We start from the raw sequence: 25,885 nt of genomic DNA, 5'->3' as shown, positions 1-25,885 counted from the left end.
ATCACCACGCCACGCCCGAAGTCTGCTGGCGCGCCGCTCCACCTGAGCGGCCCGAATGGAGTACTGTGGCGAGCCCTGGCCCCGCTTTCCCGTCCGGCCGCCCGGACCCAACGGGAGGGGCAGAGGGCGGCAACCAACCGGCCCGGGCAACTCGGCAAAGTTGTGGCAGGCTGCACCCGGGCAGGCCACACTCGTCTAGCGGGAGAGCAGCGACGCAACCGTGACGTCGGCAGGCACCACCCGGGAGGTCCCCATGCCCGAACTGCGTGTCGTGGCCGTCAGCAACGACGGCACACGGCTGGTGCTCAAGGCTGCGGACAGCACGGAGTACACACTTCCCATCGACGAGCGACTGCGCGCCGCGGTGCGCAACGACCGCGCTCGGCTCGGCCAGATCGAGATCGAGGTCGAGAGCCATCTCCGGCCCCGTGACATCCAGGCCCGTATACGCGCAGGCGCCACGGCCGAAGAGGTCGCGCAGATGGCCGGCATCCCCGTCGACCGTGTGCGCCGCTTCGAGGGCCCGGTGCTCGCGGAGCGCGCGTTCATGGCCGAGCGCGCCCGTAAGACACCCGTGCGCCGCCCCGGCGAGAACACCGGACCGCAGCTCGGCGAGGCTGTGGCGGAGCGGCTGCTGCTGCGCGGCGCCGAGAAGGACACCGCGCAGTGGGACTCGTGGCGGCGTGACGACGGCACCTGGGAGGTGCTGCTGGTCTACCGGGTCGCCGGTGAGCCGCACTCGGCGAGCTGGACCTACGACCCGCCCCGGCGGCTGGTCCAGGCCGTGGACGACGAGGCGCGGACGCTCATCGGCGAGGCCGACGACACGCCGGAGCCCAGCTTCCCCTTCGTGCCGCGCATCGCCCGGCTGCCGCGCGACCGGGACAAGGACAGAGACCGCGACCGGGACAGAGAAAGAGACTGGGAGCGGGGGACGTCCTCCGACCACGGCAACGACGAGGACGAGTCCGCGCTGCCGGTCCCGGCGTCCGCCTCGGTGGACGACGGCCTCGGCGGCGAGCGTGACTCGCTGACCAGCCTGCTGGAGGCCGTGCCCAACTTCCGTGGCGACATGGTCGTGCCCGAGGCACCGGTCGTGGCGCCGCCACCGCCGCCGGACGAGCCGGTGGAGGAGGCCGAGGCCGTCGAGCCGCCCGCCCCGGCGGCGAGCGCGGGTTCGGCGTACGCGGATGTGCTGATGCCCCGTTCGGTCGCGGGCCACCGCGACCGGCTGACCGGTACGACGGACCGCCAGGCGGAGGCGGACGGTGTCCGTCCGGGCCGCCGGGCCGCGGTGCCGAGTTGGGACGAGATCGTCTTCGGGACGCGCCGCAAGAAGCAGGAGTAGCCTCGCGGCCACTCGCTCTCGATGGGTTCCGGGCCCGTCACCGCAGGTCGGTGACGGGCCCGGAACGCTGTGCGGGTCAGCTCAGCCGCGCTCGGGGCCGGTGGCCACCGGGCGGCTGCCGTCGGCGGACCACTCGCTCCACGACCCCACGTACAGGGCCGCCGGAATGCCCGCCTCCGCCAGCGCCAGGACCTGGTGCGCGGCCGAGACACCCGAACCGCAGTACACCCCGACCTCGGTGTCCCCGGTGGCGCCGAGGCCCGCGAAGCGCTCGGCCAGCCGCTCGGCGGGCAGCAGATGGCCCTCGGCGGTGACGTTCTCGGCGGTGGGAGCGGAGACCGCGCCCGGGATGTGGCCGCCGACCCGGTCGATCGGCTCGACCTCACCGCGGTAGCGCTCGCCCGCCCGGGCGTCCAGCAGCACCCCGCGCCGGGCGAGCGCGGCCGCCTCGTCCGCCGTGAGCAGCCGCAGGGCGCCGGGCTCCGGGACGAAGTCGCCCTCGGGCTCGCCCGGGAGTTCGGTGGTCAGCGTGCCACCGGCCGCGGTCCAGGCGGGCAGGCCGCCGTCGAGCACGCGTACATCGGGGTGGCCCGCCCAGCGGAGCAGCCACCAGGCGCGCGCCGCCGCCCACCCCTGTCCGCCGTCATATGTCACCACGCGCCGGTCCCGGCTGACCCCGGCCCGGCGCATCGCGGCCGCGAACGCGGAAAGATCGGGCAGCGGATGGCGTCCCGCCGCCCCGGCCGGACTCGCCAGCTCGGTGTCGAGGTCGACGTATACGGCGCCGGGCAGATGTCCGGCCTCGTAGGCGGGGCGGCCGGGCGGGCCGCCGAGCTGCCAGCGCACGTCCAGCAGGAGCGGGGGACGCTCCCCCGCCTGTGCGTTCATGAGATCGGGTGCGGTGATGATGGCATTCATGGGAACCATCCTTGCGTAGATACCGCTGCGACGTTTGGACCCCCCGATCACCCACCGCACAGCTGATGGTCACTCAACGGCAAGCAAAGGGAAACGGATGTGCGGCAGTAAACCGGGCATTCTTCTTGCCGGGCGCGCATCGTGCGGCGCGGCCGGGGCGCTTGCCGCGGCAGGTGGTGCAAATATCGTTCGGGCCCCCCACAGCAGCACCTCCGCATCACCGCCCCGCGCCGCCGGCCGGCCGGGGCCGCACGGCCACGACGATGGTCCGAGGAGAGAGTGACGTATGACCGAGGCAGCGACTCGGCGCACACCGGGCACGCCCTGCTGGACGAGTTTGATGGTGCACAGCCTTTCCGCGACACAGGACTTCTACCACGCCCTGTTCGACTGGGAGTTCACCCCGGGACCACAGCAGCTCGGCGCCTACGTCCGCGCCGTACGGGACGGCCGGCCGGTCGCCGGACTGGGCGAGCTGCCTCCGGAACGACAGCTTCCGGTCTCCTGGCTGACCTATCTGGCCTCGAACGACGCCGACGAGACGGCGGAGATGATCCGCGCCTGCGGCGGCACCGTGGCCGTGGGCCCGCTGGACGCGGATGAGGCGGGCCGGATGCTGATCGCCGCCGATCCGGAAGGCGCCGTGTTCGGCGTGTGGCAGGAGGACGAGCACGCCGTCCTCCGGGAGGCGGGAGCGCCTGGCACCCCGGTCTGGCACGAGCTGACGGCCCGCGAGTCCGGGGCGGTCGCGAAGTTCTACCAGATGGTCTTCGGCTACGAACCGGACGGTACGGAGAGCGTGCCGCCGCCCGGTCCCGGCCGCCGGACCCTGCGTCTGGACGGGCGGCCGGTGTGCGCGATCCGGAGCGTGGGCCAGGCCCTGCCGCGCGACCGGGGCGCCCACTGGATGACGCACTTCGCGGTGGCGGACGTGGACGAAGCGGTGCGCCGGGTGGCCGAGTTGGGCGGCCGGGTCGTCGAGCCGCCGTCGGACCGGGCGACCGGGCGCGCGGCCCTGGTCACGGACCAGGAGGGGGCGGCCTTCACCGTCGTACAAGCCGCTGGGGCCTGCCCCTAGGGGACCTTCGGCCGGGCGGCGGGCCCGTCGACCGGCAGCACATCGGGTGACAGGCTGGCGGCCCGCGCTCCGGCGGCCGTCATCCGGCGCCGGTGGTGGCGGCGGCACAGCACCTCGTAACCCACCTCGCTCTCCGGGCGGTTGACGTCGCCCACGACGACCTGGGCGCCCTCGACGACCATCTCGCCGCCGACCGTACGGGCGTTGTGCGTCGCCCGGGCACCGCACCAGCACAACGCCTCGACCTGGAGCACCTCCACCCGGTCCGCGAGTTCGACCAGGCGCTGGGAGCCGGGGAAGAGCTTGCTGCGGAAGTCGGTGGTGATGCCGAAGGCGAAGACGTCCAGGTCGAGGTCGTCGACGATCCGGGCGAGTTGGTCGATCTGGAGCGGGGTGAGGAACTGCGCCTCGTCCACGATGACGTAGTCGGCGCGGCCCCCGGCCGTCAGCACGCCGACCACATGGGCGTAGAAGTCCAGGTCCGCCACGGCCTCGACGGCCTCGGTGACCAGCCCGAGCCGCGAGGAGAGCTTGCCGTGGCCCGCCCGGTCGTCCCGGGCGTAGATCATCCCCTGGAGCCCGCGGGCCGAGCGGTTGTGCTCGATCTGCAGAGCCAGGGTGCTCTTTCCGCAGTCCATGGTTCCGGAGAAGAACACCAGCTCGGGCATGGGGGTGGTGGAGCCTTTCGTACGGAAGGGGTCACGGAGAGGCGGGTGGCGGCCGGCGAGGCGGCCGCGCGGGGCAACGCGGTCGCTCAGGAGCGTACTTCGAGCAGGGGGACGAGCTGCTCCACCGGGGTCATCGAACCGTGCAGCCCGACCATCGCGGACTCCTTCGGCTCGGTCTCCGAGGCGACGATCGCGACATCGTCATGGGCGGCGGCCACGATGTCGCCGATGCGCCGGTAGACCCGGTCGTCCACGCCGCCGGTGCCGCCGGGCGGCCCGAACCAGCCCGCCTCGATGGCCTCGTCACGGCTGGCCACCCACATCCGCTCCCCCACCACCTCGCGCCATACGGCGAGCACATCACCGGCCGCGCCGGGGACCGCGTACAGATGGCGGGCCCGGCCCTCACCGCCCAGCAGCGCGACGCCCGCCCGCAGCTCCCAGTCGGTGTCGAAGTCGAGGCGCGACTCCGGGTCGAAGGGGATGTCGATCATGCCGTGGTCGGCGGTGACGTACAGCGCGGAGCGGGGCGGCAGTTGCTCGGCGAGCCGCTGGGCCAGCCCGTCGACGTAGCGGAGTTGGTCACGCCACTCGGCGGAGTCGACGCCGAAGCGATGACCCTTGCCATCCACTTCGCTGTAGTACGTGTAGACGAGCGAGCGGTCCGCGGCGCCGAGCTGCTCGGCCGCGAGGTCCATCCGCTCCTCACCGGAGAGCCGCCCGTGGAAGGTGCCGCCGCTCAGCGCGATCTTGGTGAGCGGGGTCTCGGCGAAGGTCGGCGCGGAGACCTGGCAGGTGTGCACGCCCGCCGCGTCGGCCAGCTGGAAGACCGTGGGATACGGCTGCCAGGCGTGCGGATCCGTCCAGGGCTGCCAGCGCAGCTGGTTCATCAGCTGGCCGGTGGCGGGGTCGGCCACCGTATAGCCCGGCAGTCCGTGGGCGCCGGGCGGCAGCCCCGTGCCCACCGAGGCCAGCGAGGTCGCGGTGGTGGACGGGAAGCCCGCGGTGAGCGGGGCGCCGGTGCCGTTCAGCGAACTGGACAGCAGGGAGGTCAGAAAGGGCGCCTCGGCGGGGTGGGCGCGCAGCAGCTCCCAGCCCAGGCCGTCCACCAGGAAGACGCAGACCCGGTCGGCCGGGGCGAGAGCAAGCCCGGACGCCAGCCCGGGGACCCCCTGACCTGCGGCGATCGCGGGCAGCAGATCGGCGAGCGACCCCGTGCCGTAGCGCGGCAAGGGAGCGGCGCGGGGGTCGAGGGGCACCGGCTCGGGCCAGGCGGAGTCGGCGGCGGTGGTCGGGCCGGTGGCGGAGCCGGGCATCAGCGGCCGGCGTCCGGGGTGGCCGCGGTGGCCTCGGAGAGCGCCTGGGCGAAGGCGAGGGTCTGGCGGACGGTGTCGGGGCCGTCGCCCGCCTCACTGACCCGCAGGCTCAGGTCGTCGGCGGTGGACGAGCCGGTGTAGCCGTGGTCGGCCTCGCAGTTGGGGTCGCCGCAGGCGGCGGGCTCCAGGTCGAGGCGGTTGACGGCGCCCCAGCCGATGGTCAGCACGACCTCGCGGGGCAGCGTGCCCGGGGTGTACGACTCGGGGTTGGCGACGACCCGGCTGAGCACGACCGAGGAGATCCGCTGGAGCTTCACGGACTCGGTGGAGGTGGTCGCGTACGGCGACGGTGAGGTGCCGTCCGCGGCCTGCTCGTCGGTGTGGCTGACGATGAAGCGGTTTCCGGTGAGGACCAGGACCGTGACATGGCGGCGGACCTCGTTCGCGTCGAACGTGGTCTCCTGATGGACCAGGTACGACACGATCGGCTCGCCGCCCACGGCGGCCTCCACCGCCTCGGCCACGAGTGCCGGGTAATAGCCGCTGCGCTCGATCGCCGCGCGCAGCCCCTGGGTCGTCGTACCGGTCTTCGCCATGGACACCATCCTACGGGGCGGCGCCGACACCGGCTCCCATGCCCGCTCCGGTCCGGAGCCGTCAGTAGGCGGGCAGATGGCGGGGGCCGAGATCGGTGCGCACGGGCGGCGGCGCCAGCCGCGCGGACGCGCCGAGCACGGAGAGGCCGCGCTGGGCGACGACCACCGGCTCCAGATCGACGGCGACCACCTCGGGATGGTCGTCCACCAGCCGCGACACCCTCAGCAGCAGCTCTTCGAGGGCCGCGGTGTCCACCGGTTTGGAACCCCGCCAGCCGAAGAGGAGCGGGGCGGTCCGGATGGACCGGATCAGCTCGGCCGCGTCCCGGTCGGTGGCGGGGACGAGCCGGTGGGCGGTGTCGCCCAGCAGTTCGGACGGGGCACCGGCGAGCCCGAAGGAGAGCACGGCTCCGGCGCCGGGGTCTATCGCGGCCCGGACGACGGTGTCGACGCCGCGCGGCGCCATCCGCTGAACGACCAGGCCCAACTCCTCGGCGGGGCCGAGATGGGCGGTCAGTTCGGCGTGGGCGCGGCGCAGTTCCGTCTCGCCGCCGAGGTCGAGCCGTACCCCGCCCAGGTCGGTGCGGTGGCGCAGATGCGGGGCGGTGGGCTTCAGCGCGACCGGATAGCCGAGCCGCCCGGCGGCCCGTACGGCGGTGCCGGGGTCGGTCGCGGGCAGCGCGGGCAGCACGCTGACGCCGTAGCGGGCCAGCAGGCGCTGGGTGTCGGCGGCGGACAGCTCGGTGCCGGTGCCGCCGGGCCCGTCCGGCGCGGGGGCCTCGGGCGGTGGGATGTCCTGGCGCGGGATTCCCCCGGGCGGGGCTCCCTCGGGCGGGGCCAGCAGCACCTCGATGTCGGCGGCGGCCCCGGCCTCGTCGATGTCGTCGTACTCCGGCACCCGGCCGGGCTCCCCGGCCTCCCGCCGCCAGCGCGCGTACCGCACGGCCTCGGCGAGCGCCCGCACCGCGCGCTCGGCGGCCGGGTAGGCCGGGATCCGGCGGGCCTCGGGCGGTGGTGCGGCGTCGGGCTCCGAGGCCGGGTCAGCGGCGCCCGCGAGGGCCTCCGCGAGGCCGGGGATCTCCAGGTGGACCACCGCCACCGGCTTGGCCGCGCCGTGCCCGGGCGCCTCGGCGGCCGCCGTACGGACGGCCGCGGCCAGGTCCGCGGCGCGGGCGTCACCGACCCAGGGGATAGCGGTGACCACGACCGCGTCGCACGCGTCGTCGCCGAGCGCCCCGGTCAGGGCACGGTGGAAGTCCTCGGGGGCGGCGGCCGTGGTCAGATCGCGGGGCGGCAGCGGGCTCAGCCCCTCGGTGAGGCAGGCGTCGTAGGTGAGCAGGCCGAGGGATTCGGAGTTGCCGAGGATGGCGACGCGCGGCCCGTCCGGGAGCGGCTGTGAGGCGAGCAGCACCCCGGCGTCGGCCAGCTGGGTGACGGTGTCCACGCGCAGCACGCCCGCCTGGCGCAGCAGGTCGGAGACGGTGGCGTCGGGGATGCGGGTGGTGGGCACGGCGTGCCCGGTGGGGGCGCTGCCGCTGTGCCGTGCGCCCTTGACGACCACGACGGGCTTGACGGCGGCGGTGCGGCGGGCGAGCCGGGTGAACTTGCGGGGGTTGCCGATGGATTCGAGGTACATGAGGGCGACATCGGTCTGCGGGTCCTCGTACCAGTACTGGAGGAGGTCGTTGCCGGAGACGTCGGCGCGGTTCCCGGTGGACAGGAACGAAGAGAGGCCTGCCAGACCGACCATGCCCGCGAGGCCCGCGAGACCCGCCGTCCCCTCGGCGCCGGTGGGCCGGGTGAGTCCGGCGCCGCGCCGGTGCAGCCCGGAGAGCAGGGCGATGCCGATCGCGCCGGACTGGGTGAACAGCCCGATGCGGCCGGGGACCGGCAGCCGGGGCGAGAGGGAGGCGTTCAGCCGCACGCCCTCGGCGGTGTTGATGATGCCGAAGGCGTTGGGGCCGATGACGCGCATGCCGTAGGTGCGGGCCTGGCGGACCAGGTCGCGCTGGCGGTCGCGGCCCTCGGGGCCGCTCTCGGCGTATCCGGCGGAGAGGACGACGAGCCCCTGGACGCCGTGTTCGCCGCAGTCGGCGACGACGGCGGGCACCTGCGCGGCGGGCACGGCGACGACGGCCAGGTCGACCGGTCCCTCGACCTCGCGCAGGGAGCGGTGGGCCGGTACGCCCTCGGGGTCCAGCCGTGTCCAGTCCTCGGGGAAGGCGTGGTTGACGGCGTGGACCCGCCCGGTGAAGCCGCCGTCGAGGAGGTTGCGCAGCACGGTACGGCCGACTCCGCCGGGGGCCCGGCCGGTTCCGATGACGGCGACGGAGCCGGGGGTGAGCAGCCGCTGCACGGAGCGGGCCTCGGCGCGCTGTTCGCGGGCGCGCATGACGGCCAGGGAGCGGTCGGTGGGTTCGAGGTCGAATTCGAGGCGGACGACACCGTCGTCGAAGCTGCGCTTCTGGGTGTAACCGGCGTCCGTGAACACCTTGATCATCTTGGTGTTGGCGGGCAGCACCTCGGCGGCGAAGCGGCGGATGCCGCGCTCACGGGCGACGGCGCCGATGTGTTCGAGGAGGGCGGAGGCCACGCCGCGGCCATGGTGGGCGTCCTGGACCAGGAAGGCGACCTCGGCCTCGTCGGCGGGAGCGCGACCGGTGTCACCCTCGGAGGGCGGCGGGAGATGGGCGGGCAGGCCGTTCTCGTCGATGCGGTCGTAGCGGACGGTGGCGATGAACTCGTCGCCGACGATGGCCGCGAGGCCGACCCGGTCGACATAGTCGTGGTGGGTGAAGCGGTGGACGTCCCGGTCGGAGAGCCGGGGGTAGGGCGCGAAGAAGCGGTAGTACTTCGACTCGTCCGAGACGCGTTCGTAGAAGCTGACCAGGCGCTGCGCGTCATCGGGGGTGATGGGGCGGATCTGCGCGGTGCCCCCGTCCCTGAGCACCACGTCCGCCTCCCAGTGGGTGGGGTACGCGTGGTGATCCGATGGGCTCGGCATGGGGACAGGGTACGGGCTGAGGACCGGGACGGAAGGGTCCGCATGACGGACACCCTTGCGTGAACGGGGGGTGTCGAGGGAAAGTCCGTATCGGACCTGTTCGGACATGACCGGACCCACTCGGGCCCGACCCGGGCGAGACCGGACACCGTATGATCTGGTCTAGACAACAGCACCCGCAGATCTGAAGGGCAACACCATGGCTGAGCGCCGCGTCAACATCGGCTGGGCCGAGGGCCTGCACGCCCGCCCGGCGTCGATCTTCGTCCGTGCGGCGACCGCCGCCGGCGTCCCCATCACGATCGCCAAGGCGGGCGGCACCCCGGTCAACGCCGCTTCCATGCTCGCCGTGCTCGGCCTGGGCGCTCAGGGCGGCGACGAGGTCGTGCTCACCTCCGAGGCCGACGACGCGGAGGCGGCGCTCGACCGCCTGGCGAAGCTGGTGGCCGAGGGTCTCGAGGAGCTTCCGGAGACCGTCTGATTCCGTCCGAATCGCATTTCGGCGCGGCGGGGCCGCGGTGAACCATTACGGGTCACCGCGGCCCCGTTGTTTTTCCGGAGACGGAATTCCCTTGAGCGCTTTACCGGGCGGCTGTTAATTCCGACCGCTCGCCGTGTTTACGGAGTGTTTCGAAGTCCTCACCTGGGCCGCGTTTCGCAGCCGGAATTCGGACAGCGAACGCTCGGTGTGCGCGGCGGCGAGCGCCCGCGCCCGCTCGGCGTCACCGCGCGCGACCGCGTCCACGATCGCCCCGTGCTCCGCCCAGGCCTCGACGGCGCGCACCGACAGGTCCCCCGCAGAGCCCGGTACGGCCTGCGCGGCCTGCCGGGCCGGATCCACCGCGTACACCCACGCCGTCTTGCGCCGCAGCTGCACCAGCAGACCCGACAGGCTCGGGCTGCCGGACGCCTGGGCGAGCGTCTCGTGGAACCAGTCGCCCAGCGAGCGCAGCTCGCCCAGCCGACCGCGCTGGGCCCGCTCCTGGCCGAGCCGGACCAGACCGCGCAGCACCTTCAGATGCCCCTCGGTGCGGCGCTGGGCGGCCTTGGCGGCACCCAGCGGCTCCAGCAGCGCCCGGATGTCCAGGAGGTCGGCCGCCTCCTTCTCGGACGGCTGCGCGACGCACGCGCCCGCATGCCGCCTGGTCGTGACGAAGCCCTCGGACTCCAGGGTGCGCAGCGCCTCGCGGACGGGCACCCGGGAGACCCCGTAGCGCCGGGCCAGCAGCTCCTCGGCCAGGCGGCTGCCGGGCGGATAGGCACCGGAGATGATGTCGTCACGGATCGCCGCGCACACCGCATGCGCCGAAATCCGGCGACCGCCCTGGAGTGCGGCCGTATCCCCGCTCATTTCCGGTCCCGCATTATCGAACCTCCGCCTCAACCCCGCGAAACGCATCCGCTTGACGCGCGTTCAGCGACTCTATTCGAAGCTGCCGGGATTTCCGATGGGCGAAGGAAATTCAGGGATATTTTTTGGTCACAGCGGCGCATCACGCCGAAGGCCCCGTCCGGAGCGGACGGGGCCTTTCGACAAGAGTGGGCGACGGGTCAGAGGTTGACGCCGTGCGAGCGCAGGTACGACAGCGGGTCCATGTCCGAGCCGTACTCCGCGGTGGTACGGGCCTCGAAGTGCAGGTGCGGGCCGGTGACGTTGCCGGTGGCGCCGGACAGGCCGATCTGCTGGCCGGGGGTGACCTTCTCGCCGACCGAGACGCCGACCGACGAGAGGTGGCCGTACTGGGTGTAGGTGCCGTCGTTCATCTTGATGACGACATTGTTGCCGTAGGCGCCGCCCCAGCCCGCCTCGACGACCTCGCCGGAGCCCACCGACTGCACCTCGGTGCCCGTGGAGGCCTGGAAGTCGATCCCGGTGTGACTGCCGGAGGACCACAGGCCGCTGGACGCCGCGTAACCGGTGGAGACGGAGGAACCGTCGACCGGCGAGACGAACGTGTTGAGGCGCTTGCGCTCGGCCTCACGCGCGGCGCGCTCCTTGGCATCGCGCTCCGCCTTGGCCTTCTTCGCGGCGGCCTCGGCCTTCCGAGCGGCCTCCTGGCGGGCCACGGCCTCGGCCTTCGCCTTGGCGGCGGCGGCCTCGGCGGCGCTCTCCTGGGACTGGGCCTGCGCGTCGATCTGGTCGGAGAGACCGTCGCCCATCACCATCGCCTGGCGGAGACCGGTGTCCTGGGCAGACGCCTCGCCGGTCGCGGCGAGGGCGGGGCCGGCGATCCCGGCTACGACGCCCGAGGCGACCGTGGTGATGCCAGCGATGTTCGCGCCGGTGCGGACGGCGGTCTGGCTGGGACGTCGGTGCTTCCCGGCGGCACGGGTGAACGCCATGGTGTGGCGCACTCCTTTCCTTCCTCTCGCCTACCGGGTTAGCTGACGGGTTCGGAGCAGGAAGGTCTCCTACGGGCCCCTCCCCCGGCCGGGGAAGGCGTCCGATTCACCCCAGGGACGTTTGGGTCCCCGGCTCCCCTGGCACTCGCACCATGGGACTCGGCGATGGCTGTCCGTGCCGCGGGTGCGGCGGTATCCGGCGAACAGCCGCACTGACGCTAGACGGGCCGTGTTTCGATCACCAAACGGTTACGGGTTTTTGTTGTTCTCGCCACAAACCAAACGCCCCGCGAATCGGACATATGGGAGGACCCCGGCGTCTCACTTGACGCCAGGGTCCTTGTGGGGGTGGTGCGTTGAGCGGCCTCAGCCGGCGATGACGGTCACCTCTCCGATGCCGAGCGCCTTCACCGGCTCCTCGATCCGGGAGGCGTCACCCACGAGCACCGTCACCAGCCGGTCGGCCGGGAAGGCGCTCACGACCGCCGCGGTCGCCTCCACCGTCCCCGCGTCGGCGAGCCGTGCGTACAGCTGCGCCTGGAAGTCGTCCGGCAGGTGCTGCTCGACCTGGTCGGCGAGGGTGCCCGCGACGGCGGCGGCCGTCTCGTACTTGAGCGGGGCGACGCCGACGAGGTTCTGCACGGCGACATCGCGCTCGGCGTCCGTCAGCCCCTCCTCCTTCAACGTCCGCAGCACCGTCCACAGGTCCTCCAGAGCCGGGCCGGTGACCTCGGTGGCCACCGAACCGCTGATCGCCAGCAGCGAGGCGCCCGCCGAGCCGCCGCCGGCCGGCGAGGGCGGCGTCGAGCGCAGCACCTGGCCGAAGGCGCGCACCCCGTAGGTGTAGCCCTTCTCCTCGCGCAGCACCCGGTCCAGCCGGGAGGTCAGGGTGCCGCCCAGGCAGTAGGTGCCCAGCACCTGGGCGGGCCAGACGCGGTCGTGGCGGTCGGCGCCGACGCGCCCGAGGAGCAGCTGGGTCTGGACCGCGCCGGGCCGGTCGACGATCACCACACGGCCGGTGTCGTCGGCGATGACCGGCGGGACCGACCGCTGCGGGGCGGGGCCGCCGGTCCAGGCGCCCAGGGTGTCGGCGAGCGCCTGGTCGAGGTCGACCCCGGCCAGGTCACCGACGATGACCGCGGTCGCGGTGGACGGCCGGACATGCGCCTCGTAGAAGGCCCGCACCGCCGCGGCGTCGATGCCCTCGATGGTCTCCTCGGTGCCCTGGCGCGGCCGGGACATCCGCGACTCGGTCGGGAACAGCTCCTTGGCCAGGGCCATCGAGGCGCGGCGGGCCGGGTTGGCCAGCTCGTGCGGGATCTCGTCCAGCCGGTTGCGCACCAGCCGCTCGATCTCGCCGTCGGGGAAGGCGGGGGCGCGCAGGGCGTCGGCGAGCAGACCGAGCGCCTTGGGCAGCCGGGAAACCGGCACCTCCAGGGAGACCCGGACGCCGGGGTGGTCCGCGTGGGCGTCCAGGGTGGCGCCGCAACGCTCCAGCTCGGCGGCGAACTCCTCGGCGGTGTGCTTGTCGGTGCCCTCGGACAGGGCGCGCGACATGATCGTGGCGACGCCCTCCAGACCGGCCGGCTCGGTGTCCAGCGGGGCGTCCAGGTTGATCTCCACCGCGACGACCTGCTGGCCGGGGCGGTGGCAGCGCAGCACGGTCAGCCCGTTGGCCAGCTCACCGCGCTCGGGCGCCGGGAAGGCCCACGGCTTGGGGGCGCCACCCTGCGGCTGCGGGTGGAAGGTCATGGTGGCGGTGACGGCGTCGCTCACTGGGCCGCCTCCCCTTCTGCGTCGGTGTCGGCGGCTTCTGCGGCATCGGCCTGGTCGGCGTCGTCGGCGCCCTGGACGGGCTCGTAGACCAGCACGGCGCGGTTGTCGGGGCGCAGCCGCGCCGCGGCCACGGCCCGCACCTCCTCGGCGGTGATGTCCAGCACCCGGCCCACGGCGGTCAGGGCCAGCTGCGGGTCGCCGAAGAGCACGGCGAACCGGCACAGCTCGTCGGCGCGGCCGCCGACGGTGGCCAGCCGGTCCAGCCACTCGCGCTCGATCTGCGCCTGGGCGCGCTCCATCTCCTGAGGGGTCGGACCCTCCTCGGCGAAGCGGGCCAGCTCCTCGTCGACGGCGGCCTCGATGCCGGGCACCTCGACCCCGCCGGAGGTCTTCACGTCCAGCCAGCCCAGCGACGGCGCGCCCGACAGCCGCAGCAGGCCGAACCCGGCGGCGACGGCCGTACGGTCACGGCGCACTAGGCGGTTGTGCAGCCGGGAGGACTCGCCGCCGCCGAGGACGGTCAGCGCCAGGTCGGCGGCGTCGGCCTCGCGGGTGCCGTCGTGCGGCAGCCGGTAGGCGGCCATCAGGGCGCGGGCCGGGACCTCCTCCTCCACGACCTCGCGCAGCTGCCCGCCGATGACCTCGGGGAGCGTGCCGTCGCGGGGCGGCCGCTTGCCCTCGTGGGAGGGGATGGTGCCGAAGTACTTCTCGATCCAGGCGAGCGTCTGCTCGGGGTCGATGTCACCGACGACGGACAGCACCGCGTTGTTCGGCGCGTAGTACGTGCGGAAGAACTCCCGGGCGTCCTCCAGGGAGGCGGCGTCCAGGTCGGCCATCGAGCCGATCGGGGTGTGGTGGTACGGGTGGCCCTCGGGGTAGGCCATGCCGACGAGCTTCTCGAAGGCCGTGCCGTACGGCACGTTGTCGTACCGCTGGCGGCGCTCGTTCTTGACGACGTCCCGCTGGTTCTCCAGGCTCTCCTCGTCCAGCGCGGTCAGGAGGGACCCCATCCGGTCCGCCTCCAGCCACAGCGCCAGCTCGACCTGGTGGGCGGGCATCGTCTCGAAGTAGTTGGTGCGCTCGAAGCTGGTCGTGCCGTTGAGCGAGCCGCCGGCCCCCTGGACCAGCTCGAAGTGACCGTTCCCCGTCACCTGGGCCGAGCCCTGGAACATCAGGTGCTCGAAGAGGTGGGCGAGGCCGGTACGCCCCTTGACTTCGTGGCGTGAGCCGACGTCGTACCAGAGGCAGAGCGCGGCGACCGGGGTCAGGTGATCCTCGGAGAGCACCACCCGCAAGCCGTTGGCCAGACGGTGCTCGGTCGCTTTCAGGCCGCCGGAGCCGGCCTGTTGCGTGGCCGTGTGACCCATGGGCATGTACGTCCCTTCGATCGCGTGATGGAGCGCGTGCGAACCGCTGTGATGAGCGCTTCTGTCACTGTATGCAACCGCACGGACATCTGGCGAAGTTCCCGTCACGCAAAGGTCCGGCCAAGGTCCCGCCGGGCTCCCGCGGACGGGCCGGGACGGCCGCCGGGGGGTGCTCACGGAGCCGCTGGGGGATGGCCCGTTCCACAGTTGTCGGCGGACGGGGCCACAATGGTCCGCGTCAGATCCCGCTCTGCCGTTGAAGGAGCCGCAAGCGCGATGGCCCGCCGCAGCACGAAGAGTCCGCCGCCGGACGACTTCGAGGAGCGCATCCTCGACATCGACGTCGTCGACGAGATGCAGGGCTCCTACCTCGAGTACGCCTACTCGGTCATCTATTCGCGCGCGCTGCCCGACGCCCGCGACGGGCTCAAGCCCGTACACCGCCGCATCCTCTACCAGATGAACGAAATGGGGCTGCGCCCCGAGCGCGGCTTCGTCAAGTGCGCCCGCGTCGTCGGCGAGGTGATGGGTAAGCTCCACCCGCACGGTGACGCGTCGATCTACGACGCCCTGGTGCGCATGGCGCAGCCGTTCTCGATGCGCCTGCCGATGGTCGACGGCCACGGCAACTTCGGCTCGCTGGGCAATGACGACCCGCCCGCCGCGATGCGGTACACCGAGTGCCGGATGGCCTCGGCGACCTCGCTGATGACCGAGTCCATCGACGAGGACACGGTCGACTTCTCGCCGAACTACGACGGCAGCGAGCAGGAACCCGTCACCCTGCCCGCCGCCTATCCGAACCTGCTGGTCAACGGCACGTCCGGGATCGCGGTCGGCATGGCGACCAATATGCCGCCGCACAACCTGGGCGAGGTGGTCGCCGCCGCCCGCCATCTGATCAGGCACCCGAATGCCGATCTCGACACGCTGATGCGGCATGTGCCGGGCCCCGACCTGCCGACCGGCGGTCAGATCGTCGGGCTCGCCGGTGTCCGGGACGCCTACGAGACGGGGCGCGGCACCTTCAAGATCCGCGCCACGGTGGCCGTGGAGGACGTGACGCCCCGCCGCAAGGGCCTCGTCGTCACCGAACTGCCCTTCACCGTCGGCCCCGAGAAGGTCATCTCCAAGATCAAGGACTTGGTCGGCGCGAAGAAGCTCCAGGGCATCGCGGACGTCAAGGACCTCACCGACCGTGCGCACGGCCTGCGGCTGGTGATCGAGATCAAGAACGGCTTCAACCCGGAGGCCGTGCTGGAGCAGCTCTACAAGCTCACGCCGATGGAGGAGTCCTTCGGCATCAACAACGTGGCGCTGGTGGACGGCCAGCCGCTCACGCTCGGGCTCAAGGAGCTGCTGGAGGTCTACCTCGACCACCGCTTCGACGTGGTGCGGCGGCGCAGCGAGTTCCGGCGCACCAAGCGGCGCAACCGGCTGCACCTGGTCGAGGGGCTGCTGGTGGCCCTGCTCGACATCGACGAGGTCATCCGCCTCATCCGGTCCAGCGAGAACTCGGCGCAGGCCAAGGAAACGCTGATGAACCGCTTCGACCTGTCGGACATCCAGACGCAGTACATCCTGGACACTCCGCTGCGCCGGCTGACCAAGTTCGACCGGATCGAGCTGGAGTCGGAGCGCGACCGGCTCAACGCGGAGATCGAGGAACTGACCCGGATCCTCGACTCGGACGCCGAGCTGCGCAAACTGGTCTCCTCCGAACTCGCCACGGTGGGCAAGAAGTTCGGCACCCCGCGCCGCACGGTGCTGCTGGAGTCCGCCGACGCCCCGGTGGCCGCGGTGCCGCTGGAGGTCGCGGACGACCCGTGCCGGGTGCTGCTGTCCTCCACCGGGCTGCTGGCCCGTACGGCGAACGGGGAGCCGTTCGCGGGCGAGGGGCAGACCAAGCGCAGCAAGCACGACGTGATCGTCTCGGCGGTCCCGGCGACGGCCCGCGCGGAGGTCGGGGCGGTGACGTCGACCGGGCGGCTGCTGCGGCTCCAGGTGATCGACCTGCCCCAGCTACCGGAGTCCTCCGCGACCCCCAATCTGGCGGGCGGGGCGCCGATCGCCGAGTTCCTGTCCCTGGAGGACGACGAGGAGCTGATCTGCCTCACCACCCTGGACGAGTCCTCTCCGGGGCTCGCCATCGGCACGGAGCAGGGCGTCGTCAAGCGCGTGGTCCCGGACTATCCGGCCCACAAGGACGAGCTTGAGGTCATCGGCCTCAAGGAGGGCGACCGGATCGTGGGCGCGGTCGAGCTGCGCACGGGTGAGGAGGATCTGGTCTTCATCACCGACAACGCGCATCTGCTGCGCTATCCGGCAGGGCAGGTACGGCCGCAGGGGCGCGCCGCGGGTGGCATGGCGGGCGTCAAGCTCGCTCCCGACGCGAAGGTGATCTCTTTCACCGCGATCGACCCGGCGGCCGACGCGGCGGTGTTCACCGTCTCCGGTACGCACGGCACGCTCGACGACTCCGTACAGCAGACGGCCAAGCTCACCCCCTTCGACCAGTACCCGCGCAAGGGGCGGGCCACGGGCGGGGTGCGCTGTCAGCGGTTCCTCAAGGGCGAGGACTGTCTGGTGCTGGCCTGGGCGGGCGCGACCCCGGCCCGCGCGGCGTCGGCCACGGGCGCCCCGGTGCCGCTGCCGGAGCCCGATCCGCGCCGGGACGGCTCGGGAGTGCCGCTCGACAAGCCGGTGGCGGTGGTCGCCGGGCCGGTGTAGGACCGGCGAGGAACGAATCGTCAGGGGCGCGGCACCGGATGGGTGCCGCGCCCCCGCGCATGCGGCCACCGGCGAAGGCGCGGCGCGCGGCTCAGTGTCCGGCTCCGTTGCGCCGGGCCCGCAGCTGCTGGAGCGCGAGCCGGGCGCCGGGGTGGCCGCGGTCGGCCGCCTTCCGGAAGTGCCGCTCCGCCCCGGCCGGATCGCCGCGGTCCAGGTGCAGGGTGCCGAGCACCACCAGCGCGGTGAGGTCCCCGGCGGCGACCGCCTTGCCGAGCCAGTGCAGGGCCTCCGGGTACGCGCCGCGGTTGCCGAGCCCGATCCCGTAGACCGTCATGCCCTCCCGGTCACCGGCGAGCGCCGCCTGCCGGGCGAGTTCCTCGGGGATCGGCCGCCCCTCTGCGTACGCCGCCCGCACCCTCGCCTTCAGCCCCGCGTCCAGCCGCCGCGTCCCGCGCTTCCCACGGCGTGCGCGCCACCGCGCCCACAGTCCGCGCATCAGACCCCCCTCCGCCCCCGGAGCGCCATTCTCCCGCCGTCCCCGCCCCCGCGGAACAGGCCGCGCCCCCCGGGGGAACCGGACCCTCTCGCTCCCCCGTCACCCGGATTCACCCGCCCGTGCGCGAAGCTGATCGACAGAGGTTAGGCTTACCTTCGTGAGCACGTGCACGACCGCTTCCCGGGATCTGTCCGAGCCGCTCGCCGGGACGGCGGCCACCGCCCCCACCTGGCTTCTTGTCGAGCAACCGGGCCCCTGGGGCACCGAGGCCCTCACGGCCAGCCGTCTGGACCCGGCCGTGGGGCGCGCCCTAGAGCGCGCCGCCGAGGGCACCGGTGTCCGGGTGGCGCTGATCCGCCGGCCAGGCCGCCACGCCGACCTGCACGCGGGCAGCCGTCACCGGGTGTTCGTGGCGCACACCCGGCCCGGCCGCTCCTGGATCCGTACGACAGCCCTCGCCGACCCGGGGCGGCTGCTCGGCCTGGACTTCGCCGCGCTGGGCGCGGGCGACCCGGGCGGGCTGGCCGGTGCGGCCGACGACGCTCCCGACGGCCTCTCCGACGACGTCCCCGGGACGTGGGAGGCGTACACCGGCGATCCGCTGGTGCTGGTGTGCACCAACGGAAAGCGCGACCGCTGCTGCGCGCTGCTCGGCCGCCCGCTGGCCGCCGAGCTGACCGCCGCCGGGGTGGAGGGCACCTGGGAGATCACCCACATCGGCGGCCACCGCTTCTCGCCGACGCTCGTCGTCCTGCCGCACGGCTACGCCTACGGCCGGACCACCGCCCAGGACGTCAAGGACACCCTGGCGGCGCTGCGCGAGAACCGGGTGGCCACCGAGGGCTGCCGCGGCCGCTCCGCCTGGGAGCGGCCCGGCCAGGCGGCCGAACTGGCGGTCCGCGAGCTGACCGGTGAGGACGGGGCCGACGCGCTGACCGTCATACGGACCGAGAGCGCCGCCCCCGCCTGGTCGGTGACCGTGGCGCACACCGACGGCCGGGTGTGGCGGGTGAGCGTGGCGCAGGTGGCCGCCGCGCCGCCGCGGCAGCAGAGCTGCGGTTCGCCGCTGGGCTCCCCGGCACGTATGGACGTGGTCGGCATCCACGCGGTGCGGCCCGCGCGCGACGGACGGACGGTGACCGTCGGCAGGCGCTGAGCGACCGCCCCCGGCCTGCCAAGGGCCGCCGGGGGTCCTGGCGGCGTTCCCGGGTCCTGTCCTTCGTTACCCTTCGTTGCCATGAGCGCCGCGATACCGCCGGGGCCGCCCTCCGCGGCCACAAGGTGGCGCATCGGCTGGCCCCGACGCGTCTTCTCCCAGGTGCTGCTGATGCAGCTGGCCATCGCCACGGGCGTCACCGTGCTCGCGACCGGGCTCTTCCTGCGCCCGCTCGGCTCCCAGCTCGACGACCAGGCCATGCGCCGGGCGCTGTCCATCGCACAGACCACGGCCTCCGAACCGCGGCTGGTCACGGCGCTGCAGCACACCCGCCCCTCCCCGGACGGCCCGGTCCAGGCCGCGGCGGAGCGGATCCGCCGGTCGACCGGCGCCGAGTACGTCGTGATCATGGACCGGCGCGGGGTCCGCTGGTCGCACACCTCCCCGGAGGAGATCGGCAAGCACGTCTCCACCAGCCCGGACGACGCCCTCGCGGGCCATGAGGTCATGCAGATCGACAACGGCACGCTCGGCCGCTCGGCCCGCGGCAAGGTGCCGCTGCGCGACCGGGACGGCCGCATCGTGGGCGCTGTGTCGGTCGGCATCGCGTACGAGACCGTGCGCGGCCGATTGCTCGGCGCGCTTCCCGGGATGCTCGCGTACGCGGGCGGCGCGCTCGCCATGGGCGCCCTGGCGGCCTATCTGGTCTCCCGCAGGCTGCAGCGGCGCACCCACGACCTCGCCTTCTCCGACATCTCCGCGCTGCTCGCCGAGCGCGAGGCCATGCTGCACGGCATCCGCGAGGGTGTGGTCGCGCTCGACAAGCACGGCCGCATCCGGCTGATGAACGATGAGGCGCAGCGGCTGCTGGATCTGCGCGCCGAGGACACCGGACAGCCGCTGGAGGCGGTGCTGCCGCCCGGCCGGACGACCGATGTGCTCGCCGGGCGGGTCACCGGCGCCGATCTGCTGACCGTCAGCGGCGGCCGGGTGCTGGTCGCCAACCGGATGCCCACGGACGACGGCGGCGCGGTGGCCACCCTGCGCGACCGCACCGAACTGGAGCGGCTGGGCCGCGAACTGGACGGCACCCGCGGGCTGATCGACGCGCTGCGCGCCCAGGACCATGAGCACGCGAACCGGATGCACACCCTCCTCGGCCTGCTCGAACTCGAACTCCACGAGGAGGCGGTCGAGTTCATCACCGAAGCGGTCGGCGTCCACCGGGCCACCGCCGAGCAGGTCACCGAGCGGGTGCACGATCCCCTGCTGGCCGCCCTGCTGGTCGGCAAGGCCACCGTCGCCACGGAACGCGGGGTGGCCCTGCGCATCGCCGGGGGCACCCTGCTGCCGGACCGGCTGGTGGACCCGCCGGGCCTGGTGACGATCGTCGGCAATCTGATCGACAACGCGCTGGACGCGGCGGTCGGTTCGGTTGGGCCGCTGGTCGAGGTGGAGCTGTGCGCGGACGACCGTACGGTGCTGCTGCGGGTCTCGGACACCGGACCCGGCGTCCCCGCCGACCGGCGCGATCTGGTCTTCACCGAGGGCTGGTCCACCAAGAAGCCGCCCGCGCACGGACAGCGCGGCATCGGGCTGGCGCTGGTGCGCCGCCTCGCCGAACGCCAGGGCGGCAGCGCGCGGGTGGCCGACCGCGACGGCGGCGGTGCCGAGTTCACCGTCGTCCTCCCCGAGGCGCTGACCGAGGAACCAGCCGAGGGACCGGCCGGGGACCCGGCCGAGGCGCCGCTGACCGCGACAGGAGAGCCCCGATGACATCGGACACCGGCCCGCGCGGCCTCATCGAGGTACTGGTCGTGGACGACGATGTGCGGGTCGCCCGCGTCAACGCGGCGTACGTCGGGAAGGTGCCGGGCTTCCGCGTCACCGGGCAGGCGCACACGGCCGCCGAAGCGCTGACCTTCCTCGAGCGCGGCCACGCCGATCTCGTCCTGCTCGACCATTACCTGCCGGACGAGACCGGGCTCGCGCTGGTGGGGCGGCTGCGGCAGCTGGGCCACCACACCGACATCATCATGGTGACCGCCGCCCGCGACATCGGCACCGTCCAGGCCGCGATGCGCCACGGCGCGCTGCAGTACCTGGTCAAGCCGTTCACCTTCGCCGGGCTGCGCGCCAAGCTGGAGGGCTACGCGGCGCTGCGCCGCGCCCTGTCGGGCGGCGGCGAGGCCGGGCAGGACCAGGTGGACCGGATCTTCGGCGCCCTGGGCGGCGCCTCGGCCGGCCCTGCCGAGCTGCCCAAGGGCCACTCGGCGCTCACCGCCGACCTCGTGCGGGAGGTGCTGCGCGGCGCCGACGGCCCGCTGTCGGCCCAGGAGGTCGCCGAGCGCGCCTCGCTCAGCAGACAGACCGCCCAGCGCTATCTGAAGCTCCTGGAGCGCACCGGCCGGGTGCGGCTCAGCCTCAAGTACGGCGAGACCGGCCGCCCGGAACACCGCTACGACTGGGTCTGAACCCGGGACCCGGCCAGGGCGCCCGCTCAGGCCGCTCCCGCCCCCGTGAGGGCCCGTACCTCCGTCTCCGCGTGCCGGGCCGCGTGCCCGCGGGTGTCCGCCGCCCCGCCGGAGAGGACCGTGCCGAGCCACCCGGCGAGGAAGCCGAGCGGGACCGAGACCAGACCCGGGTTCTGCAGCGGGAAGACATGGAAGTCCACCCCGGAGAAGATCGCCTCGGGGCCACCGGAGACCACCGGGGACAGCACCACCAGCACCACCGCCGGAACCAGCCCGCCATAGACCGACCACACCGCACCGCGCGTGGTGAACCGCCGCCAGAACAGCGAGTACAGCAGCACGGGCAGGTTCGCGGACGCGGCGGCCGCGAAGGCGAGCCCCACCAGGAAGGCCACATTGAGGTCGTCGGCGAGCAGCCCGAGGCCGATCGCCGCCGCCCCGATCCCGACCGCCGCGACCCGCGCGACCGCGACCTCACTGCGCGGTGTGCGGTCCTTGCGGCGGCTCAGCGAGGCGTACAGGTCGTGGGCGACGGAGGCCGAGGAGGCGAGGGTGATCCCGGCGACGACGGCGAGGATGGTGGCGAACGCGACGGCGGCGACGATCGCGAACAGCACCGTCCCGCCCGTCGACCCGGCGCCCCCGCCGAGGTCGAGCGCGAGCAGCGGCACGGCCGTGTTGCCCGCCGCGTTGGAGCTGCGTACGGCATCGGTGCCCAGCACGGCGGCCGCGCCGAAGCCCAGCACGATCGTCATCAGGTAGAAGCCGCCGATCAGCCCGATCGACCAGATGACGGACCGCCGGGCGGCCGGGGCGGTCGGCACGGTGTAGAAGCGCGAGAGAATGTGCGGCAGCCCGGCGGTGCCCAGGACGAGGGCGACGCCCAGGCTCACGAAGTCCAGCCGGGCGGTCCAGCCGTCCCCATAGGCGAGGCCCGGGGCGAGGAAGTCGGCGCCCTGCCCGCTGTGGAGCGCCGCGGTGCTCAGCAGGCTGTCGATGTCGCCGTGGAAGCGGACCAGAACGAGCACGGTGAGCGCCACCGCGCCGCCCATCAGCAGGACGGCCTTCACGATCTGGATCCAGGTCGTGGCCCGCATCCCGCCCAGCGCGACGAAGACCACCATCAGGGTGCCGACGCCGATGACCGTCCAGGACCGGGCCCGGGACCCCGTCTCGTCCAGCAGCAGGGCGACCAGACTGCCCGCGCCGACCATCTGGGCGACCAGGTAGAGCACGCAGACCGTGACGGAGGAGACGCCCGCGGCGATCCGGACCGGGCGCTCGCTCATCCGCGCGGCCAGTACGTCGGCGAGGGTGAACCGGCCGCAGTTGCGGACGAGTTCGGCGACCAGCAGCAGCACTACCAGCCAGGCCACCAGGAAGCCGACGCAGTAGAGCACCCCGTCGTAGCCGAAGAGCGCGATGAGGCCGGAGATGCCGAGGAAGGAGGCGGCCGACATGTAGTCGCCCGCGATGGCGAAGCCGTTCTCCATCGGGGAGAACAGCCGCCCGCAGGCGTAGAACTCCTCCGGGGAGCCCTGCCGCCGGCGGCTCGCCCAGGTGGTGATCGCGAGGGTGGCGGCCACGAAGACGCCGAAGAGCAGGAGCGCGAGGCTCTGCTGATTGCCGGTCACCGCCCGTGCCCCCGCATCATCTCCTGCGTCACCCAGCGCAGCTCCAGCGCGACCCGGTCCCTGCGCAGCCGTGCGTGGCGGGCGTACGCCCACGTCAGCAGGAAGGTGGTGGCGAACTGGGCCAGGCCCGCGACCATCGCGACATTGAGCGATCCCGCCACCGGACGGGCCATCACGCCGGGCGCGGTGGTGGCCGCGACCACATACGCGAGATACCAGAGCAGAAAGGCGGCGGCCGCGGGGAAGACGAAGCGGCGGTAGCGCCTGCGCACCTCCTGGAAGGCGGCGCTGCCGTGCACCTCCGTGTAGACCTCCTCGGCGGCGGGCGGGCGGGCGCGCCGGGGCGGGGCGGCCGTCTCGTCCGGCCCACCCCAGCCGGAGGCGAGCGCGTCGTACCAGGGATCGTCCAGCCGGGCCGCCCCGGCATCGCGCGCGTTGTGCATGTCCACCCGAAAGCTCCTTGTTCACTGCCGCGTTGGCGTGCCCAAGGATGGACAGAGGGAGAAGATCCCGGATACTCCAATACCGGACGTTCACCCCATCAGGTGACTGAGGTGATGAACAACCCGGAATCGGTGTCAGGTGGATTCCTGGTGGAAGCCGTCCCTCCACCCGGGGATGGAGAGACGGCCGCCTCAGGCGCCGGGCGGCTCAGACGTCGATGCGCGACCGGTCCAGGGTCGCCGCCGAGTTGGTGATGAACTCCTTGCGCGGCGCGACCTCGTTGCCCATGAGCAGGTGGAAGGCGTGCTCGGCGGCCTCCAGGTCGCTGATGTTGATGCGCCGCAGCGTGCGGTGGCGCGGGTCCATCGTGGTCTCCGCGAGCTGATCGGCGTCCATCTCGCCGAGACCCTTGTAGCGCTGGATGCCGTCCTTGTAGCGGACCCCGCGGCGCTCCAGGTCCAGCAGCGTCTCCCGCAGCTCGTTGTCGGAGTACGTGTAGATGTACTTCTCCTGGCCCCGCTTCGGGTTGACCAGCTCCACCCGGTGCAGCGGCGGCACGGCCGAGAAGACCCGCCCCTGCTCCACCATCGGCCGCATGTAGCGCTGGAAGAGGGTGAGCAGCAGACAGCGGATGTGGGCGCCGTCGACATCGGCGTCGGCAAGGAAGATCACCTTGCCGTAGCGCGCCTGGTCGATGTCGAACGTACGGCCCGAACCGGCTCCTATGACCTGGATGATCGATCCGCACTCGGCGTTCTTCAGCATGTCCGAGACGGACGACTTCTGAACGTTGAGGATCTTGCCGCGGATCGGCAGCAGCGCCTGGAACTCGGAGTTCCGGGCGAGCTTGGCCGTACCCAGCGCCGAGTCGCCCTCGACGATGAACAGTTCGCTGCGGTCCACGTCGTCGCTGCGGCAGTCAGCCAGCTTCGCGGGCAGCGAGGAGGACTCCAGCGCGGTCTTGCGGCGCTGCGCCTCCTTGTGCTGACGGGCCGCGATCCGGGTGCGGGCCGCGGCGACGATCTTCTCCAGGACGGCGCGGGCCTGCTGCTTGGCGTCCCGCTTGGCGGAGGTCAGGAACGCCTTCAGCTCCTTGGCGACCACGTTGGCCACGATCCGGGAGGCGGCCGAGGTGCCCAGCACCTCCTTCGTCTGACCCTCGAACTGCGGCTCCGCGAGCCGCACGGTCACGACGGCGGTCAGGCCCTCCATGACGTCGTCCTTGACGACGTCGTCCTCGGCGACGCGCAGCAGCTTGGCGGAGCGCAGCACCTCGTTCACCGTCTTGGTGACCGAGCGCTCGAAGCCGGAGACATGCGTGCCGCCCTTGGGGGTGGCGATGATGTTCACGAAGGACTTGGTGGTGGCGTCGTAGCCGGTGCCCCAGCGCAGCGCGATGTCGACGCCCAGCTCCCGGGTGACCTCGGTCGGCGTCATGTGGCCGCGCTCGTCGAGGACCGGCACGGTCTCCTTGAAGGTGCCCTGGCCGGACAGGCGCATCACGTCACAGACGGCCTTGTCCTGGGCGAGGTACTCGCAGAACTCGCTGATGCCGCCGTCGTAGCGGAACGTCTCCTCGACGGGCCCGTCCCGGCCCTCGAGGGACCGCTCGTCCCGCACGACCAGCGTCAGGCCCGGCACCAGGAAGGCGGTCTGACGGGCGCGGGCGTGCAGGTTCTCCAGGGAGAGCCTGGCGTCCTTGAGGAAGATCTGCCGGTCCGACCAGTAGCGGATGCGGGTGCCGGTGCGGGTCTTGGGGACCCGCTTCCCCTTGAGGAGGCCGCTGGAGGGGTCGAAGGGGGCGTCCGTTCCGGATTCGGTGAAGATCCCGGGAACGCCGCGCCTGAAGCTGATCGAATGGGTCTTGCCGTCCCGGTCCACCTCGACATCGAGACGGCTGGACAGCGCGTTCACCACGGAGGCACCGACGCCGTGCAGACCGCCGGAGGCCGCGTACGAGCCTCCGCCGAACTTGCCACCGGCGTGCAGCTTGGTCATCACGACCTCGACGCCGGACAGCCCGGTCTTGGGCTCGACGTCGACCGGGATGCCCCGGCCGTTGTCCCGCACCTCGACGGAGCCGTCGTCGTGCAGGTTCACCTCGATGCGGTCACAATAGCCGCCCAAGGCCTCGTCCACCGAGTTGTCGATGATCTCCCAGAGGCAGTGCATGAGACCGCGGCTGTCGGTCGATCCGATGTACATACCGGGGCGCTTGCGCACCGCCTCGAGCCCCTCGAGGACGAGAAGGTGCCGCGCGGTGTAGTTGGATCCGCCCCGGTCTGCTCCGGACAGCAGCGCAGTGGACGGCACGGACGTGTCGGCGGTCACGCGGTTCGCTCCTCGCTGAATTTCTGTTGGCCCAACTATGGGCACGATGGTGGCACGGGTCGCCCGTCAGAGCGTACCGAGGCCTGATAGAGCCTTCGTGCCGCCACCCGTGAAACGACCATCCTAGTCCAGGCAGCCCCCGTTTCGCTCGTACGTTCGATAGCCCGTTTGGCGTGAAGCACACATCACGTTCCATTGGAGGCATG

20 protein-coding genes and 1 riboswitch are annotated in these 25,885 nt (G+C 72.7%); of the genes, 7 read left to right on the top strand and 13 right to left on the bottom strand.

Annotation, left to right across the window (positions count from 1 at the left end):
* Nucleotides 1-220: 220 nt before the first annotated feature.
* Nucleotides 221-1,348 (top strand): septation protein SepH, encoded by a 1,128-nt coding sequence (sepH, locus tag ACZ6CL_RS26300; RefSeq protein ID WP_468939516.1) that lies wholly within the window; start codon nt 221-223, stop codon nt 1,346-1,348.
* Between the two features lie 81 nt (nt 1,349-1,429).
* Here sepH and ACZ6CL_RS26295 read toward each other — a convergent pair whose 3' ends face one another.
* Nucleotides 1,430-2,266 (bottom strand): sulfurtransferase, encoded by an 837-nt coding sequence (locus ACZ6CL_RS26295; RefSeq protein ID WP_468939514.1) that lies wholly within the window; start codon nt 2,264-2,266, stop codon nt 1,430-1,432.
* Between the two features lie 286 nt (nt 2,267-2,552).
* On the opposite strand from ACZ6CL_RS26295, the gene ACZ6CL_RS26290 reads away from it, so the two are divergent.
* Entirely contained in the window at nt 2,553-3,344 is a 792-nt protein-coding gene (locus tag ACZ6CL_RS26290; protein WP_468939511.1) for a VOC family protein, read from the top strand.
* Here ACZ6CL_RS26290 and ACZ6CL_RS26285 read toward each other — a convergent pair.
* The 4 genes from ACZ6CL_RS26285 to ACZ6CL_RS26270 form a co-directional block, all read right to left on the bottom strand.
* A complete protein-coding gene (locus tag ACZ6CL_RS26285; protein WP_468939508.1) occupies nt 3,341-4,012 on the bottom strand; it encodes a thymidine kinase in 672 nt (223 codons plus the stop codon). The two genes, ACZ6CL_RS26290 and ACZ6CL_RS26285, sit on opposite strands and share 4 nt — an antisense overlap.
* Before the next feature lie 86 nt (nt 4,013-4,098).
* Nucleotides 4,099-5,328: an alkaline phosphatase family protein gene (locus tag ACZ6CL_RS26280; protein WP_468939505.1), complete on the bottom strand. Its 1,230-nt coding sequence runs from the start codon at nt 5,326-5,328 to the stop codon at nt 4,099-4,101.
* Entirely contained in the window at nt 5,328-5,924 is a 597-nt protein-coding gene (locus tag ACZ6CL_RS26275; protein ID WP_055549785.1) for a DUF5998 family protein, read from the bottom strand. The genes ACZ6CL_RS26280 and ACZ6CL_RS26275 overlap by 1 nt, the downstream gene beginning before the upstream one ends.
* A gap of 61 nt (nt 5,925-5,985) precedes the next feature.
* Nucleotides 5,986-8,928, bottom strand: coding sequence for a bifunctional acetate--CoA ligase family protein/GNAT family N-acetyltransferase (locus ACZ6CL_RS26270; protein WP_468939501.1), 2,943 nt, complete (start codon nt 8,926-8,928; stop codon nt 5,986-5,988).
* Nucleotides 8,929-9,127: 199 nt separating this feature from the next.
* Between ACZ6CL_RS26270 and ACZ6CL_RS26265 the strand changes: the two genes are divergently transcribed.
* The gene (locus tag ACZ6CL_RS26265) at nt 9,128-9,409 is read left to right on the top strand and encodes an HPr family phosphocarrier protein (protein WP_385441018.1); all 282 of its coding nucleotides are present in this window, start codon (nt 9,128-9,130) and stop codon (nt 9,407-9,409) included.
* A gap of 114 nt (nt 9,410-9,523) precedes the next feature.
* On the opposite strand, the gene ACZ6CL_RS26260 is transcribed toward ACZ6CL_RS26265, so the two are convergent.
* The 4 genes from ACZ6CL_RS26260 to ACZ6CL_RS26245 form a co-directional block, all read right to left on the bottom strand.
* A complete protein-coding gene (locus ACZ6CL_RS26260) occupies nt 9,524-10,279 on the bottom strand; it encodes a GntR family transcriptional regulator (RefSeq protein ID WP_468939498.1) in 756 nt (251 codons plus the stop codon).
* A 200-nt stretch (nt 10,280-10,479) separates the two neighbouring features.
* A complete protein-coding gene (locus tag ACZ6CL_RS26255; protein WP_468939495.1) occupies nt 10,480-11,271 on the bottom strand; it encodes a M23 family metallopeptidase in 792 nt (263 codons plus the stop codon).
* A gap of 12 nt (nt 11,272-11,283) precedes the next feature.
* A riboswitch (cyclic di-AMP (ydaO/yuaA leader) is annotated at nt 11,284-11,446 on the bottom strand.
* A gap of 191 nt (nt 11,447-11,637) precedes the next feature.
* Entirely contained in the window at nt 11,638-13,023 is a 1,386-nt protein-coding gene (locus ACZ6CL_RS26250; RefSeq protein WP_468939729.1) for a M16 family metallopeptidase, read from the bottom strand.
* A gap of 20 nt (nt 13,024-13,043) precedes the next feature.
* Nucleotides 13,044-14,420 (bottom strand): M16 family metallopeptidase, encoded by a 1,377-nt coding sequence (locus ACZ6CL_RS26245; protein WP_468939492.1) that lies wholly within the window; start codon nt 14,418-14,420, stop codon nt 13,044-13,046.
* A gap of 270 nt (nt 14,421-14,690) precedes the next feature.
* On the opposite strand from ACZ6CL_RS26245, the gene ACZ6CL_RS26240 reads away from it, so the two are divergent.
* Complete coding sequence (locus tag ACZ6CL_RS26240; RefSeq protein WP_468939489.1) at nt 14,691-17,144, top strand: DNA gyrase/topoisomerase IV subunit A; 2,454 nt, start codon at nt 14,691-14,693, stop codon at nt 17,142-17,144.
* Between the two features lie 91 nt (nt 17,145-17,235).
* On the opposite strand, the gene ACZ6CL_RS26235 is transcribed toward ACZ6CL_RS26240, so the two are convergent.
* A complete protein-coding gene (locus ACZ6CL_RS26235) occupies nt 17,236-17,640 on the bottom strand; it encodes a tetratricopeptide repeat protein (protein WP_468939487.1) in 405 nt (134 codons plus the stop codon).
* Between the two features lie 157 nt (nt 17,641-17,797).
* On the opposite strand from ACZ6CL_RS26235, the gene ACZ6CL_RS26230 reads away from it, so the two are divergent.
* From ACZ6CL_RS26230 to ACZ6CL_RS26220, 3 genes are all read left to right on the top strand, one after another.
* Nucleotides 17,798-18,796: a sucrase ferredoxin gene (locus ACZ6CL_RS26230; RefSeq protein ID WP_468939484.1), complete on the top strand. Its 999-nt coding sequence runs from the start codon at nt 17,798-17,800 to the stop codon at nt 18,794-18,796.
* Between the two features lie 81 nt (nt 18,797-18,877).
* A complete protein-coding gene (locus ACZ6CL_RS26225) occupies nt 18,878-20,572 on the top strand; it encodes an ATP-binding protein (protein WP_468939482.1) in 1,695 nt (564 codons plus the stop codon).
* Nucleotides 20,569-21,270, top strand: coding sequence for a response regulator (locus ACZ6CL_RS26220; protein WP_468939480.1), 702 nt, complete (start codon nt 20,569-20,571; stop codon nt 21,268-21,270). The genes ACZ6CL_RS26225 and ACZ6CL_RS26220 overlap by 4 nt, the downstream gene beginning before the upstream one ends.
* A 26-nt stretch (nt 21,271-21,296) precedes the next feature.
* On the opposite strand, the gene ACZ6CL_RS26215 is transcribed toward ACZ6CL_RS26220, so the two are convergent.
* The 3 genes from ACZ6CL_RS26215 to ACZ6CL_RS26205 form a co-directional block, all read right to left on the bottom strand.
* Nucleotides 21,297-22,904 carry a solute symporter family protein gene (locus ACZ6CL_RS26215; protein WP_468939477.1) on the bottom strand — a complete coding sequence of 536 codons (1,608 nt, stop codon included), beginning with the start codon at nt 22,902-22,904 and terminating at the stop codon, nt 21,297-21,299.
* A complete protein-coding gene (locus tag ACZ6CL_RS26210) occupies nt 22,901-23,353 on the bottom strand; it encodes a DUF485 domain-containing protein (RefSeq protein WP_468939474.1) in 453 nt (150 codons plus the stop codon). Before ACZ6CL_RS26210 ends, ACZ6CL_RS26215 begins: the two co-directional genes overlap by 4 nt.
* Nucleotides 23,354-23,555: 202 nt before the next feature.
* Complete coding sequence (locus ACZ6CL_RS26205; protein WP_468939471.1) at nt 23,556-25,679, bottom strand: DNA gyrase/topoisomerase IV subunit B; 2,124 nt, start codon at nt 25,677-25,679, stop codon at nt 23,556-23,558.
* Between the last annotated feature and the right edge of the window lie 206 nt (nt 25,680-25,885).

Source organism: Streptomyces sp. NPDC041200, from assembly GCF_055591805.1.
This window is presented reverse-complemented; position numbering and strand designations above follow the sequence as displayed.

What these genes read in the sequence shown, in the direction of transcription:
- ACZ6CL_RS26295 (WP_468939514.1), bottom strand. Translation starts at nt 2,266, where the DNA reads ATGAATGCCATCATCACCGCACCCGATCTCATGAACGCACAGGCGGGG.
- ACZ6CL_RS26290 (WP_468939511.1), top strand. Translation starts at nt 2,553, where the DNA reads ATGACCGAGGCAGCGACTCGGCGCACACCGGGCACGCCCTGCTGGACG.
- ACZ6CL_RS26285 (WP_468939508.1), bottom strand. Translation starts at nt 4,012, where the DNA reads ATGCCCGAGCTGGTGTTCTTCTCCGGAACCATGGACTGCGGAAAGAGC.
- ACZ6CL_RS26280 (WP_468939505.1), bottom strand. Translation starts at nt 5,328, where the DNA reads ATGCCCGGCTCCGCCACCGGCCCGACCACCGCCGCCGACTCCGCCTGG.
- ACZ6CL_RS26275 (WP_055549785.1), bottom strand. Translation starts at nt 5,924, where the DNA reads ATGGCGAAGACCGGTACGACGACCCAGGGGCTGCGCGCGGCGATCGAG.
- ACZ6CL_RS26270 (WP_468939501.1), bottom strand. Translation starts at nt 8,928, where the DNA reads ATGCCGAGCCCATCGGATCACCACGCGTACCCCACCCACTGGGAGGCG.
- ACZ6CL_RS26265 (WP_385441018.1), top strand. Translation starts at nt 9,128, where the DNA reads ATGGCTGAGCGCCGCGTCAACATCGGCTGGGCCGAGGGCCTGCACGCC.
- ACZ6CL_RS26260 (WP_468939498.1), bottom strand. Translation starts at nt 10,279, where the DNA reads ATGAGCGGGGATACGGCCGCACTCCAGGGCGGTCGCCGGATTTCGGCG.
- ACZ6CL_RS26255 (WP_468939495.1), bottom strand. Translation starts at nt 11,271, where the DNA reads ATGGCGTTCACCCGTGCCGCCGGGAAGCACCGACGTCCCAGCCAGACC.
- ACZ6CL_RS26250 (WP_468939729.1), bottom strand. Translation starts at nt 13,023, where the DNA reads ATGACCTTCCACCCGCAGCCGCAGGGTGGCGCCCCCAAGCCGTGGGCC.
- ACZ6CL_RS26245 (WP_468939492.1), bottom strand. Translation starts at nt 14,420, where the DNA reads ATGCCCATGGGTCACACGGCCACGCAACAGGCCGGCTCCGGCGGCCTG.
- ACZ6CL_RS26240 (WP_468939489.1), top strand. Translation starts at nt 14,691, where the DNA reads ATGGCCCGCCGCAGCACGAAGAGTCCGCCGCCGGACGACTTCGAGGAG.
- ACZ6CL_RS26235 (WP_468939487.1), bottom strand. Translation starts at nt 17,640, where the DNA reads ATGCGCGGACTGTGGGCGCGGTGGCGCGCACGCCGTGGGAAGCGCGGG.
- ACZ6CL_RS26225 (WP_468939482.1), top strand. Translation starts at nt 18,878, where the DNA reads ATGAGCGCCGCGATACCGCCGGGGCCGCCCTCCGCGGCCACAAGGTGG.
- ACZ6CL_RS26220 (WP_468939480.1), top strand. Translation starts at nt 20,569, where the DNA reads ATGACATCGGACACCGGCCCGCGCGGCCTCATCGAGGTACTGGTCGTG.